We start from the raw sequence: 13721 nt of genomic DNA on the forward strand, positions 1-13721 counted from the left end.
CGGAAGGTGGACAAAGCTCACCGTGGGGAAGTCTTTGGAGTGAGCCGGATGGCAGAGGGCTGGGACGACGGGGGAGGTCCCGACGAGAAGCTCGTGGAGCGGTTCCTGGATGGGAAGCTCACGGGGAATGACGTACGCGCCGCGACCCTGCATTCGTGGCGGCGGTGCCAGGAGGCGGGACTCACGCCCGGCACCGTGCAGCCACGCCTGCTCGGTGATCTTGATTTCGACTGCGGAGTGGTGCGCGCGGCACGGCCCGTGTTCGAGCGACTGCGTACCGTCGTCGGGGGCACCCCGGTGAGCATGTTCCTGGGCGATGCGAGTGGGGTCATGTTCCTGCGCAACGCGGGCGAACCGGCCCTGCGCCGGACTCTGGACGCGGTCGGCGCCGCACCCGGATTCCGCTTCGCCGAGGCGGACATGGGCACCAACGCCTTCGGCTCGGCGCTGGTGGAACGGCGAATCTGCCAGGTCATCGGCAATGAGCACTTCGCGGAGGAACTGCGCGGGCTCACCGGCGTGGGCGTCCCGATACGCCACCCGCTCAGCGGACGGGTGAACGGGGTCATCAGCGTCGTCGGCCCGAACGACACGGCCAACGCGGAGATGATGGTCCTGGCCCAGCGATCGGCCGCCGCCGTCGAGCGGCGATTGTTCGAAATGGCGGCCGAACACGAGCGGGCCCTGACAGAGGAGTTCCTCCGGGCGCCAGATGGAGGCGTCGCGACGGCTGCCACGCCCCCGGACCTGTGCCGCCGTGATCGGCTCGCCCTGGAGGACGCCGCCGTGCGGCTGGTCGCGCAGGGCCGGGCGGCGGTGGTGAAGACGGCCCTCTCGGACGGCCGCACCGCCACGCTCGTGGCCCAGCCGATCATCGGTTCCACCGCCATCGCGGTGAAGGCGTGGCTCGCCGACGGCCAGGAGGCCCGGCCGAACGGGGGAAGGTGACCGGACCCGAGGGGTGGCTGCTCGCCGTGAGCGAGCCGAGCATCGGCCGGCTCGCCCTGCGGGCGCGCGAGCGACTCAGCCTGCTGTGCGACGCGGGCTCCCGCATCGGCACCACCTTGGAGGTCACCCGGACCGCCGAGGAACTGGCCCAGGTAGCCGTCCCCCGGTTCGCCGACTACGTCGCCGTCGACCTGACCGACTGCGTCCTGCGGGGCGACGAGCCCGGCAGCATGGACACGAGGCAGCGCCGGGTCGCCCTCGCGGGCATCAGCGAGGGGACCGATCTGCACCAGCTTGGCTCGCTCATCCACCCGCTCCCGTCCACGCCGCAGGGGCGCAGCCTCGCCACCGGGCAGCCGGTGCTCGGCCCGGTGTTGTCCACCACCTTCGGGTGGCTGGCACAGGATCCCGAGCGCTGCCGGAGAATCTGTGAGCAGGGCATCCACTCGCTCATCGCGGTGCCGATGCGGGCCCGGGGCGTCACGCTCGGGGTGGTGAGCTTCTATCGCGCCACGGGCAAGGACGCGTTCGAGGATGACGACCTCGCCCTGGCCGAGGAACTGGTCGGCCGCGCCGCGGTGTGCGTCGACAACGCCCGCCGCTATACCCGCGAGCACGCGATATCCGCGGAGCTGGAGCGCGTCACCGCGTCGTTGCAACAGGCGCTCGACCGCCAGCGGCGCTTCACCACCGACGCCTCGCACGAACTGCGCACTCCGCTGGCCGGGCTACGGGTCAAGTTGGAGGAGGCGCAACTTCACCCCGACGAGACCGACCTCGCCGACCTGATGGAACACACCCTGGACGATGTGGACCGGCTGCAGGCCATCATCAGCGACCTCCTCTTGCTGGCCCGGATCGGAGCGGCACCGCCCGCCGCCCTGGAGCCCGTCGACCTGGCCGTACTGGTCGAGGCCGGAACCGTGCGCCGCACCGGCGATCCGCACCCGGCACGGCTCGACCTCACCGCCGGCGTGACGGCCGACGCCGTCCCGGAACAGATCCGCCGGGTGCTGGACAACCTGCTGGACAACGCGCAACGGCACGCCGCGCGCGACGTGGTGGTCACGGTGCGCCGCGCCGAAGGCATGGCCGAGCTCAGCGTCACCGACGACGGCCCGGGCGTGCCTCCAGCGGAGCGCGAGCACATCTTCCAGCGCTTCGCCCGGCTGGATACCGCCCGCAGCCGCGACCGCGGCGGCACCGGGCTCGGCCTGGCCGTCGCCCGTGACATCGCCCACGCCCACCACGGCACCCTCCACGCCGAGGACGCGCCCTCGGGCGGAGCACGCTTCGTCCTCCGTCTCCCGCTCAACACGCGGACGGCGTGAGGGCCTGGACCGTACGCGAAGGGCTCGGACGGTTCAGACGCGCGGCGAGCCAGGCGCTCGTCTCGACCAGCTTGCCCAGGTCCACGCCGGTGTCGACGCCGAGTCCGGCCAGTTGCCAGAGCAGGTCCTCGGTGGCGAGGTTGCCGGTGGCGCTCCTGGCGTAGGGGCAGCCGCCGAGGCCGCCGGCGGACGCGTCGACCGTGGTGACCCCGCGGCCGAGCGCGACGAGGGTGTTCGCCAGGGCCTGGCCGTAGGTGTCGTGGAAGTGCACGCCGATCCGTCCGACCGGCACCCCGGCGCCCACCAGGGCGTCGAGCAGCGCGGCAACCCGGCCGGGGGTCGCGACGCCGATCGTGTCGCCGAGGCCGAGCTCGGTGCAGCCGAGCGCGAGCAGCCGCGTCGCGACCGCGACGACCTGAGGGATCGGCACCTCGCCCTCCCACGGGTCGCCGAAGCACATCGACAGGTAGCCGCGTACGCCCAGGCCCGCCTCGCGGGCGCGGGCGACCACAGGGGCGAACATCTCCAGCGACTGGGCGACGGTCCGGTTCAGGTTGGCCCTGGCGAAGGACTCGGTGGCGCTGGCGAAGACGGCGACGTCGGTGAGCCCGAGGCCGATCGCCCGGTCCAGGCCGCGTTCGTTCGGGACGAGCACCGGGTAGCGCACGCCATCGCGCCGCTTCAGCCGGCGCAGCACCTCTTCGGCGTCGGCGAGCTGCGGCACCCATTTCGGGTGCACCAGCGAGGTGGTCTCCACGACGGTGTGCCCGGCGTCGACGAGCCGCTCGACGAGCTCGACCTTCACCTCGACGGGCAGGATCGCGGCCTCGTTCTGCAGGCCGTCCCGTGGCCCTACCTCCCAGATCGTTATCCGGCCGGGCAGGCCGGGCAACGGGTCGACTCCGTAGCGGTTCACCCTTGCCCCTTGCGTGAGGGGAACTCGGGTGATCGGCGGGCGGCGAAGGCCGCCAGACCCTCGCGGGCGTCGGGCGAGGTGAACGCCCGCTGCCCGTAGCGCGCCTCGGCGTGGAACGCCTGGTGGAGCGGGAGATCGCCCAGGCGCAGGACGGCCTGCTTGATCGTCTCGACTGCGGTGCCGGACAGCCCGCCGATCCGGCGGGCCCACGCGAGCGCCGTCGGCATCACCTCCTGCGCCGGTACGACGGCGTTGAGCAGGCCCAGTCGCAGCGCTTCGGCGGCCGGGACGCGCTCGCCGAGCAGCAGCAACCGCATGGCCCAGGCGTACGGGATCTGCCGGGTCAGCCGGGCGAGTGTGCCCCCGGCCGGCACCACTCCGACGCCCGGCTCGGGAAGGCCGAACTCGGCGTCCTCGCTCGCGACCCGCAGGTCGGTGGAGAGCATGATCTCGAACCCGCCGCCCAGGCACAGGCCGTTGACGGCGGCGATCACCGGCTTGAACAGGTTGGTGTGCTTCTGGTGCGCGCCGTCCCAGCGGGAGATGTCGAACCGCCCCTCGGCCAGCGCGGGGATCGACTCGCCCAGGTCCGCGCCGACGCAGAACGCGCGTTCGCCCTCGCCGGTGAGGACGGCCGCGGCGATCGTGTCGTCGTCCCGCACCCGGGCGAAGGCGTCGGCGAGCTCGTCGTACATGGCCAGGGTCAGCGCGTTGAGCTTGGCGGGACGGGCGAAGGAGATGATGGCCGTGGACCCGTCCCGCTCGAAGCCGATGGTCAATCAGATCACCCCCGCGGCGCGGAGTTCGGCGATCCGCTGCGGTGAGAGGTCCAGCAGGCCCCGCAGTACGGCGTCGGTATGCTCGCCGGGGCGCGGGGCGAGCGTACGCGGCCGGGCGGGGGTGACGTCGAGCTTGATCGGCTGGCCGAACATCCGCAACGGCCCGAAGTCCGGGTACTCGACGTCGACGATCATGTCGCGCGCGGCGATCTGCGGATCGTCCACCACTTCCGCGATGGTCCTGACCGCGCTCAACGGCACCTGGTCGCCGGCCAGTTCTTCGAGTTCGGCGCGGGTGCGTGACGCGAACCAGTCAAACAGAAGCGGACGAATCCGGTGGGAGTAGACATCGGGGTCGAACCGCTTGGCCATGGTGTCGATCTCCGGGTCACCGGCGAGTTCGGGACGGTCGAACATCGTGCACGTCAGCCGCCAGAACTTGTCGGTGTAGCCACCGAAGAAGACGTACCCGTCCTTGCACGGGTACAGCTCGTACGGGCGTACGAACGGGTGCTGGTTGCCCAGCGGCCTGGGCACCTCGCCGTCCACCGTGTACGACACGACCGCGTTCTCGGTCAGCGACAGCACCGAGTCCTGTTGCGACACGTCGACGAGCTGGCCCTCACCGGTGCGTTCGGCGTGCCGCAAGGCGGCCAGGGTGCCGATGACGGCGTACAGGGTGGCCGACAGGTCGCCGATGATCGTGCCGACCCGGACCGGGGGCCGGTCGGCGTAGCCGTTCATCGACCACAGGCCGCCGGTGGCCTGCGCGGAGTTGTCGTAGGCCGGCCTGCTCCGGTACGGCCCGGTCTGGCCGAAGCCGGAGATGGCGGTGTAGACCAGGCGGGGGTTCTCCGCGCGCAGGACGGCGGGCCCGGCGCCGAGCTTGTCCATGGTGCCCGGCCGGAAGTTCTCCACCAGCACGTCGGCCCGGCGCACGAGCTGCTTGAGCAGGTCTCGCCCGTCGGGCGTCGCCAGATCGAGGGTGAGCCCGAGCTTGCCGCGGTTGTACTGCGCGAAGAACGCGCTGAACGTGCTCCCGTCGGCGGCCGGCAGATGAGGGGGGAAGTCGCGGGCGTAGTCCGGTTCGGTCGGCCGCTCGACCTTGATCACCGTCGCGCCGAGGTCGGCGAGGATCATCGAGCAGAACGGACCCGCGACCACCCGGGTGATGTCCAGCACCACGACTCCGGCGAGGGGCCCGCGCTCCGCCGGGGCGGGGTCGCCGCCGTCCCAGGTCTCGGCGGTCATCGGGCGCACACCTCCTCCGGCGCGGCCACGCGCACTCTGGCCTCCAGCAGGGTGCCGCAGGCCGGGCTGACGAACTCGTCCAGCAGGACGGCGGGCTCTCCGGACCGGGGCCGGATCCGCACGCCGAGTTCGGCGAGGCGTTCGGCGGCGGGACGGGTCCGGATCACGGCGTCGTCGTGCCAGTCGTCGGCGGTGCCGATCCGGGCCCCGCTGGCCGGGCAGTACCAGTGGCCGTCCCGCCCCCGGTGCGGGACGGAGGCTCCGGCGACGCCGATCATCGTGTCCCGGACCGCCGCCTCGGGGGGTATGCCGCCCAGCCGTTCCGCGCGGAGCGCGGCCCTGCGCCCGGCGGTCGCGGCGAGGTCGGCATGGTCGCCGTCGAGCACCACGCCGTAAACACGCTCGGCCACGGCCGCGGTCACGTAGCCGTCGCCGACGTCCTGCGCGACCCGCGCCGGGTCGCGCAGCAGGGGGTCGCCGTAACCGCCTCCTCCGGCGATCCACTGGACGAAGACGTCGCCGCGCCGGACGGTGAGGTCGTACTGGTTGATGTCCAGCAACTGCCTGGTGGCCGCGGAGAGGTTCTCCTCGGTGGGGACGGCGCCGCCGGACATGAGCCGCCACACGTCGGTGTCGCGGCACAGAAGGTGGCCGCTGCCGCCGCCGGGCAGGCCGCCCCCGTAGCCGTCGGCGGGCACCTGGGCGCTGGGCGCGAACACGGTCTGCGTCACCTCGCTCGCGCCGTGCAGTGTCCAGGCGAATTCGTGGCCGAGGCCGCCCCGGTGCGCGCCGTGGCCCGCGCTGGCGGGAGAGAGCCGCTTCCACAGGTAGAGCACCGGGTAGAGCATCTCGTTCATCTCCACGTCCGGCAGCATGTTGTTCATCTGCGTCATCATTCCGGCGCAGTCGAGGCCGTCGGCCTCGGGCTGGGCGCCGGCCCCCATGCCGCCGCCGTCCATGTTGAACAGCACGAAGTACTCGCCGTTGTCACGGGTTCCGGCCGAGATCCCGCCCGTCCAGGAGTCGGCCCAGACGCCCTGCGTACGCTCCCGGAGCACGGGGTCGTCACTGGCCCGGCACGATTCGTTGAACAGCTTGGTGATCAGTCTGCTCACCCGGGCCCCGGTGGTGAGGTGGCCGTTGCTGATCGGCGCCGGCGGGCGCGGGTTGACGATGCTCCCCGGCTCGGCGACCACCTCGAAGGCCGTCATGACGCCCTCGTTGAACGGCACGTCCCACGCCAGGATCGGCACGACGGCGGTGGCGACGCTGCCCACCAGGGCCCCGTAGCTACAGTTGACGAACCCGTCGGTCTGCGGGCTGGACCCCGTGAAGTCCAGCGTGGCCTGGCCGCCGCGCTTGGTCAGCGTGCACCGGACCCGGTAGAGATCGTCGGCGTGCCCGTTGTGCTCGGTCCACTCCTCCGCCTCCCACACGCCGTCGGGCAGCCGGGCCAGCCGGTCGCGCACGACCTGCTCGGCGATCTCGAAGTTGCGCCGCGTGTACGCCCGGAAGCGGTCGAGCCCGAACTCGGCGATCGTGGCGAGCAGCCGGCGGATGCCGGTGTTGTTGCTCGCGACGAGGCTGCGCACGTCGTTCCAGTACGGCACGGGGACACGGACGTTGTTGAGCAGGATCCGCCGGACCCACTCGACCGGCTCGCCCCGCTCGAAGACCTTGACCCCGGGCGGCAGCCGCAGGGCCTCGCTGTAGCAGTCGTACGCGCCGGGCGCGAAGCCGCCGGGGGTCATGCCCCCGACGTCGAGCAGATGCGCCTGCGACTGCGCCCAGCCGATCAGCTCCGCACCGTGGAAGATCGGGGAGATCACGTTGGTGTCGGGCGGGTGGCTCGCCCCCGCGGTGTGCGGGTCGTTGCAGATGAAAGCGTCACCCGGATACAACGGCTCGCCCCGGATGGCCTCGACGAGGTTGCGGACGGCGACGCTGCCCGACCCGATGTGGAACTGCACGTAGTCCGAGTACGCGTAGATGCGTCCCTCGGGATCGAACAGCGCGGTGTTGAAGTCACCGGCCTCGGTGATGACGGGCGATCCGGAGGACCGGATCATCGCGATGCCCATCTCCTCGACGATCGAGTCGAGGCGCATCCTGATCACTTCCAGCGTGACCGGGTCGAAGTCGTCGGACGTCGGTGAGCTCACGGAGGTCTCCTTCGATCAGGCGGCGTCGCCGGCGCCGGCGTGGTTCAGGCGGATGAGGAAGTGCCCGCCGTCGATGACCTCGACCGTCGCGGCCGGCGGCACGTAGACGGTGGTGTCGGGTTCCTCGATCAGGCACGGGCCCTCGGCCTTGCCGAGCGCGCCGAACCCCCGGTGCACCTCGACGTGGCGGCGGTGGCCGGACAGCGGCTCGACGACCTCCCGCGTGGTGGCGGTGTGCCGCTCCTGGCCGGGGGTCTCGGTCACGGTCTGCGTCTCGGTGCGGCCGACCGCCCGTACCCGCGAGTTGACCAGCAGCACCTCGGCCTCGGTCCACGCGGTGCCGGTGCCGAACTCGGCCTCGTAGTCCGCCACGAACCGGCGGCGCAGCGTCTCCTTGTCGCCCTCCCGGAACGGTTCCTCGGGCAGGCGCGTGGTCACCTCGAAGATCTGGCCGACGAACTTCATGTCGGCCTCGCGGAAGACCGCGCGGCGGTCCTGGGGGATGCCCTCGGCGTCGAACCAGTCGCGCGCCCGCTGTTCCAGGGCGGCGAACTCCCTCTCCAGCGCCTCGGCCGGCTGGTCCATCGTCCACGGGCTGGTCTGGACCGCGGAGAAGACCGAGTCGGCGTGCATGAGCCCGTACGCCGAGAACACGGCGGCGTTGCGTGGAATGATCACCTCGCCCACTCCCGTATCGGCGGCGATCGCGGCGGCGAACAGTCCGCAGGCGCCGCCGAAGCCGACCAGGGTGAACTCACGGGGATCGTGCCCGCGATTGACGGTGATCTTGCGTAGCGCGTTGGCCATCTGCGAGGTCGCCAGCCGGTACATGCCGTGCGCGGCGGCGTCCTCGGACAGCCCGAGCGGGTCGGCGAGGTGCCGCCGGATCGCCTCGCGCGCCTTGCCCGGCGACAGGGTGACCGTCCCGCCCAGGTAGTACTCGGGGTTGATCAGCCCCATGACCAGCGCGGCGTCGGTCACGGCCGGATGCTCGCCGCCCTTGTCGTAGCAGGCGGGCCCGGGCACGGAACCGGCGCTGTGCGGGCCGACGCGCAGCACCCCGCGGCCGTCGATCCAGCCCAGGCTGCCGCCCCCGGCGCCGATGGTCTCGATGTCCACCGCGGTGAGGCTGGTGGGCAGCCCGCCGATCTCGGCCCGCGGCAGCACCCGCAGCTCGTCGTCGATGATCGCGGCGGCGTCCAGGCTGGTACCGCCCATGTCGGCGGTGAGCACCCGGCGCCGGCCCAGCCGCATACCGAGCAGGCGCGCGCCGGTCACCCCGCCGACCGGGCCGGAGTTGAACATCGAGATCGGTGCCCGCGCGGTCTCCTCGACCGAGAGGAACCCGCCGTGGACCTGCATGATCTGCACCCTGGTGCGCAACCCCTTGGCGGCCAGGGCGTCGGCGAGTTGCTGGAAGTGGGTCGCGACGATCGGCTTGACCGCCGCGTCCAGCGCCGTCGTCACCATGCGCTCGTACTCCCGGTACACCGGGGTGAGCGCGCTGGACAGCGAGTAGGGCACGTCCGGGTGGTGCTCGCGCAGGTAGCCGGCGATCGCCCGCTCGTGCGCGTCGTTGCGGAAGGACCACAGCAGGCACACCGCGATCGACTCGGCGCCAGCCGCCAGCACCTGCTCCACGCTCGTACGCACGGCGCCGGGCGACAGCGGCACCAGCACGGTGCCGTGCGCGTCGACGCGTTCGGGCACCTCGACGATCAGACGCCGGTCCACGATGTCCGGCGGCGGCGCCAGCTTGTGCGAGTCGCGCTCATCGGTACGCGCGGAGCGGGCGATCCGCAGCGTGTCCCGGAAGCCCTGGGTGGTCAGCAGCCCCACCCGGGCGTACTTCTGCTCGTCCACCGCGTTGGTGACGATGGTGTTGCCGAGCACGAACCGGTCGATCGCCGGGTAGAACTCCGCCTCGCTCAGCCCGACCTGCTCGCGCAGGATGCTCAGCGCGGCGAGGATGCCGGTGGTCACGTCCGGTGTCGAGAACGCCTTGCCGCGCACGGCGCGGCCGTCGGCGATGGCGACGGCGTCGGTGAAGGTGCCCCCGACGTCGATGCCCACGTCCAAAATCATGGCTGCTCAGTCTCCTTCGGCTGCACCGGCTCCGGCACGGAGCTCGGCCAGGATCTGCTCGGCACGGTCTGCGCGTACCGCCTTGGCGGCGAGCATGCGCGCGACCACCGTGGGGATCTCCTCGGGGCTCGCGCCCGCGGTCACCGCCACGTTGCGCGCGTGCAGTGACATGTGTCCTCGCTGGATGCCCTCGGTGGCCAGGGCCCGCAGCGCGGCGAGGTTCTGCGCGAGCCCGACCGCGGCGACGATGCCGGCCAGCTCGCTCGCGGTCCGCACCCCAAGCAACCGCACCGCCGCGCGCGCCACCGGGTGCACCTTCGTGGCCCCGCCGACCAGGCCGACCGGCATGGGCAGTTCCAGGGAGCCGGACAGGTTGCCCTCGGCGTCGCGCTCGAAGTGGGACAGGGAGGTGTAGCGGCCGTCCGGGGCGACCGCGTGGGAGTGCGCGCCCGCCTCGACCGCGCGGGTGTCGTTGCCCGTCGCCAGCACCACGGCGGTGACGCCGTTCATGATGCCCTTGTTGTGGGTCGCCGCCCGGTACGGATCGGCCTCGGCCAGCGCCGCCGCGTGCACGATGTCCCGCACCACCTGCGAGCCCCCGAGGGCCTCGGCGTCGAAGACGGCGCGTGCCCTGGCCAGGCGCAGGTCCGCCTTGTTGGTCAGGATCCGCAGCAGGGTACGGCCCCCGGCGATCTCCCCCACCCTGGTCGCCACGGCCTCCGCCATCGTGTTCACCGCGTTGGCGCCCATCGCGTCCCGCACGTCGACCACCAGGTGAAGCACGACGTAGACGTCCTCGCCCGACGGCACGAGCCGTACGGTGATGTCCCGTACGCCGCCGCCGAACTCCACCAGGCGCGGGTCCTGAGCGTTCGCCAGCTCGGCGAGCTCGCCGCGCGCCTCCAGCAGTCGCAGCCGCGCCGCGTGGGGATCGGCCGCGCCCAGCACCTGCACCTGCGCCTGCATGATCGGCGCCGAGCACGTCGTGGCGAAGCCACCGTGTACGCGGGCGATGCGCGCGGCGTTGCTCGCCGCGGCGACCACCGACGGCTCCTCCGTCGCCATCGGCACCAGGACGTCGGATCCGTTGACTCTGAAGTTCGTGGCCACGCCCACCGGCACCCCGAGGACCCCGACGACGTTCTCGATCATGTGGTCGGCCTGGTCCAGGGTGAGCCCGGCGGCCGGATCGAGTACGTCGAGCGCGCCGGGATCGAGCCCCGCGCTCTTCTCGGCGAGGGCCCGCCGCTCCCCGGGCGACAGGTCGCGCAACCCCGCCAGCCGGCTGTGAACACCCACGATGCCTCCCGCATACCGCCGAAACAGGCTGATAATCGAGCCGAAACGCAAACGGCTTGTGCGGAAGGTTAGGTCCGACCGGAACGCCGCGCCCATGGGTGAATCACACGGCGTTGAAGCCGTTGCCATGTGTGAATCGACGTAGATCACAGACCAGTCGCGAGGGCGTGCATACGTACGGCCACGGTGACGCGAAAGAACGGCTCCGGCTCGCGCCACGCGGGGCCGAGCAGCAGGGTGATCCTGTCCAGGCGCTGGTTGACCGTGTTGATGTGCACGTTCAGCGCTCGCGCCGCCCGCGCCGGGCTGCAGTGCGAGTCGACGTAGGTGCGCAACGTCTTCACCAGGTCGGTCGAATGATCGCGGTCCCAGCGCAGCACCGGCCCGAGCACCGCCTCGGTGAACGCGACGATCCCGTCGCGACCGGCGCCGAACAGGGCCAGGTACGGCTGGTAGGCCGCCGCGTTGACGGCCGTGTCCTGGATGCCCATGCCGTGCAGCAACTCGGCGCACTGGCGCAGCGGCTCGAACCGGGCGCCCAGCTCGCCCCAGGTGGCGACGGGTGTGTCGGCCACCACGAGCACCGGCGCCCCCGTCAGCGGGCGCACACACTCACGGACCTCGGTCGCCGCGCCGTCAGGGTCGGCCGCGTCCGTCAGCACGACCACACAGCCCGCGTGCTCACTGGCCAGCAGGCCGGGGCGCCAGGTGCCGAGCGCCTGCACGGCCGCCCTGCGCCGGTCACGCGGCACCAGCACCGCGACGACCATGCGCAGCGACTCCAGACGGACCCCGCGGGCGCGGGCCCGCAACATCAGCTCCTCGCGGTGCGCGCCGTCGCCCAGCAGGATGTCGGAGATCAGTTCTCCCCGCACCCGCTCCTCGGCCTCGGCGACCGCCTCCCGCTTCAGCGCCAGCAGGGCCACGATCTGCGCCGCGCGCTCGATCGTGCGCCGCTCGACCGAGCCCAGCGCGAGATCGCCGTGGCCGACGAGGATCGCACCGAGCAGCGTCTCGGCCGCCACCACGGCGACCACGACAGACGCCCCGTCATCCGACAGGTCCAGGAACACGCACCGCCCCGTGGTGCGGCTGCGCTCGACCGCGGCGCGTACGTGCGCGGTCATGGGCGAGGACTCCCCTGAGGCATCGGTCCGCGCCGAGGCGAGCGGGGCCAGGTCGCGGTCGAAGATCTCCACCGACCGTCCCAGCGAGGCGGCCAGCGTCCGGGCCACCTCGTGCGCGGTGCCCCCGCGCAGCACCGCGTTGGTGAGGTCCTGATGCACCGCGCTGGCGCGTTCCCTGGCCGCCATGGTGCGCGCGAGATCCTCGTTGGCCACCCGGGCCGCCTCGGCCGACGCGCGGGCCTGCGCCAGCAGGTGCACCGTCTGCAACACCACGGCCGCGTGGTCGGCGAACGCCGACAGCAGCGCGATCTCCTCGGGCGTGAACGCGTGCTCGTCGCGGTTGGCCGCGAACAGCACCCCCAGCACGCGGTCGCCCGCCGCCAGCGGCACACCGAGCAGCGACACCAGTCCCTCGGCCCGCACGGCCTCGTCGATCTCCGCGTCATGTGGGGCGTCGAGATAGTGGTCATAGTTCGTCGTCCACTGCGGGCTGCGCGTGGACACGACCTTTCCGGCCAGGCCCTTTCCCGGAGGCACCCGAAGCCGGCGGAACTCGGGCGCGAACGTGCCCAGCGTCGAGCGCACCCGCAACTCATCGGTCTCCTGGTCGAACTCCGACAGATACGTCACGTCGGTGCCCACCAGGTCATGCGCCCGGGCCACCAGGCGGTCCAGCAGCGCGTCCAGATCGCGCAGCTCGGCCAGCTCACGCGCGCTGGACAGCAGCGCGGACAGCTCCTGATCGCGCCGGCGCCACCGCGCCAGCGCCGCCCGCACCCGCCGCGTCCGCCGCAGCACGCCGGTCAGCTCGGCGCCGTCGAGCGACTCGGCGAGCGGCGCGACGGCGCTCTGCTCGTCGGCCGTCTCATCGAGCAGCAGGTCCAGCAGTCCGAGCACCGAGTCCAGGGGCACCAGCGCCCGCTGCGCGGGCAATACCATGTTCCCCAGCATATGGGCCCCGTCTCACCTGCCGGTATGGACGTGGCCGCGGGGTATCCGGCCTCCGGCGGCCCTTCCTCAAGCAGGTGGGCGTCCGGATCCACCGGCCCGAGCCGACTCCGTCGCCGATCCTTCCGGGTTGGCCCGGACAACAGGGCTGACGCGCGCTGATCAGAGTGATCGCAGACAGTCCCCTACTGATCGCAAGAGCCGATTCTCCAGGTACGGCCGGAGCGGCCCCACCGGATAGGCTCCGCAGTCATGGTCACGGTGCGGAGGCGGCCCGTTCAGGTCACTCACCGGTCACCCCAGCAACCCCCTGGCGATCAGCTGGGTCAGGGTTTCGATGTCCTCGTCGTCGTCGCCTCCCGGGCTCTCCGCGAGGCGGTGGTAGCAGAAGGACTCCAGCATGCAGGATATTGCGAGCGCCGCCAGCCGGGCGCTCTCCTCGCTCCTGGCCGCCGGGGTGTCGGTCTCGCGGATGTGCCGCGTCCAGTTCTCCACGTGGCGCTGGCGTAGTTCGTCGTGGATGTGGCGGAAGGTTCCACTGGACATGGACGCCTGGAAGATACCGACGATCTCCGGTAGGTGTTCGCGGTAGGTGGCCCAGTACGCGCCGACGTGGCGGCGGATGTCGTCGGTCGTGGAGAGCGAGTGCTCGTGACCGAGGTGATCGACGACATGGGAGCGCAGCGCCGTTTGGAAGTCCCCGGCCAGCGAGGCGAGCAGGGTGTCCTTGTCCTCGAAATAGCGGTAGAACGAGCCCACCGCCTTCCCCGCCTCCGCGGTGATATCGGTGATCTTGATTTCGGCGTAGCTCTTGCGGGTCAACAGCCGCCGCGCGGCGTCCTTGAGCTCTGCCTCGGTACGCTTGGACTTCACCA

The 13721-nt window shown here is 71.9% G+C and carries 10 protein-coding genes; 2 read left to right on the plus strand and 8 right to left on the minus strand.

All coding sequences use genetic code 11. The features are described from left to right. The first annotated feature begins 48 nt into the window (after positions 1–48). Together ACWD3H_RS34935 and ACWD3H_RS34940 are read left to right on the plus strand one after the other, a co-directional pair. Positions 49–948, plus strand: a complete 900-nt coding sequence (locus ACWD3H_RS34935) for a GAF domain-containing protein (RefSeq protein WP_451958029.1) — start codon at positions 49–51, stop codon at positions 946–948. Continuing rightward, positions 945–2279, plus strand: coding sequence for an ATP-binding protein (locus ACWD3H_RS34940; protein ID WP_451958030.1), 1335 nt, complete (start codon positions 945–947; stop codon positions 2277–2279). Before ACWD3H_RS34935 ends, ACWD3H_RS34940 begins: the two co-directional genes overlap by 4 nt. On the opposite strand, the gene ACWD3H_RS34945 is transcribed toward ACWD3H_RS34940, so the two are convergent. From ACWD3H_RS34945 to ACWD3H_RS34980, 8 genes are all read right to left on the minus strand, one after another. After that, positions 2260–3195: a hydroxymethylglutaryl-CoA lyase gene (locus tag ACWD3H_RS34945; protein WP_451958031.1), complete on the minus strand. Its 936-nt coding sequence runs from the start codon at positions 3193–3195 to the stop codon at positions 2260–2262. The two genes, ACWD3H_RS34940 and ACWD3H_RS34945, sit on opposite strands and share 20 nt — an antisense overlap. Beyond that, the gene (locus ACWD3H_RS34950; protein ID WP_451958032.1) at positions 3192–3974 is read right to left on the minus strand and encodes an enoyl-CoA hydratase/isomerase family protein; all 783 of its coding nucleotides are present in this window, start codon (positions 3972–3974) and stop codon (positions 3192–3194) included. The genes ACWD3H_RS34945 and ACWD3H_RS34950 overlap by 4 nt, the downstream gene beginning before the upstream one ends. Continuing rightward, a complete protein-coding gene (locus ACWD3H_RS34955) occupies positions 3975–5225 on the minus strand; it encodes a CaiB/BaiF CoA transferase family protein (RefSeq protein WP_451958033.1) in 1251 nt (416 codons plus the stop codon). Next, on the minus strand, positions 5222–7387 hold the full coding sequence (locus ACWD3H_RS34960) for a hydantoinase B/oxoprolinase family protein (RefSeq protein WP_451958034.1): 2166 nt from the start codon (positions 7385–7387) through the stop codon (positions 5222–5224). Before ACWD3H_RS34960 ends, ACWD3H_RS34955 begins: the two co-directional genes overlap by 4 nt. Positions 7388–7402: 15 nt before the next feature. Next, positions 7403–9472 carry a hydantoinase/oxoprolinase family protein gene (locus ACWD3H_RS34965; protein WP_451958035.1) on the minus strand — a complete coding sequence of 690 codons (2070 nt, stop codon included), beginning with the start codon at positions 9470–9472 and terminating at the stop codon, positions 7403–7405. Positions 9473–9478: 6 nt separating this feature from the next. After that, positions 9479–10771 (minus strand): hydroxymethylglutaryl-CoA reductase, degradative, encoded by a 1293-nt coding sequence (locus ACWD3H_RS34970; protein WP_451958036.1) that lies wholly within the window; start codon positions 10769–10771, stop codon positions 9479–9481. A gap of 146 nt (positions 10772–10917) precedes the next feature. Next, entirely contained in the window at positions 10918–12837 is a 1920-nt protein-coding gene (locus ACWD3H_RS34975) for a helix-turn-helix domain-containing protein (RefSeq protein ID WP_451958037.1), read from the minus strand. Positions 12838–13140: 303 nt separating this feature from the next. Further along, positions 13141–13719, minus strand: a complete 579-nt coding sequence (locus ACWD3H_RS34980) for a TetR/AcrR family transcriptional regulator (RefSeq protein ID WP_355561003.1) — start codon at positions 13717–13719, stop codon at positions 13141–13143. Between the last annotated feature and the right edge of the window lie 2 nt (positions 13720–13721).

The organism is Streptosporangium sp. NPDC002607 (assembly GCF_053592655.1).

Excerpts from the sequence above, each read along its gene's own strand:
- ACWD3H_RS34935 (WP_451958029.1), top strand. The coding sequence starts at position 49 with ATGGCAGAGGGCTGGGACGACGGGGGAGGTCCCGACGAGAAGCTCGTG.
- ACWD3H_RS34955 (WP_451958033.1), bottom strand. The coding sequence starts at position 5,225 with ATGACCGCCGAGACCTGGGACGGCGGCGACCCCGCCCCGGCGGAGCGC.
- ACWD3H_RS34965 (WP_451958035.1), bottom strand. The coding sequence starts at position 9,472 with ATGATTTTGGACGTGGGCATCGACGTCGGGGGCACCTTCACCGACGCC.
- ACWD3H_RS34975 (WP_451958037.1), bottom strand. The coding sequence starts at position 12,837 with ATGGTATTGCCCGCGCAGCGGGCGCTGGTGCCCCTGGACTCGGTGCTC.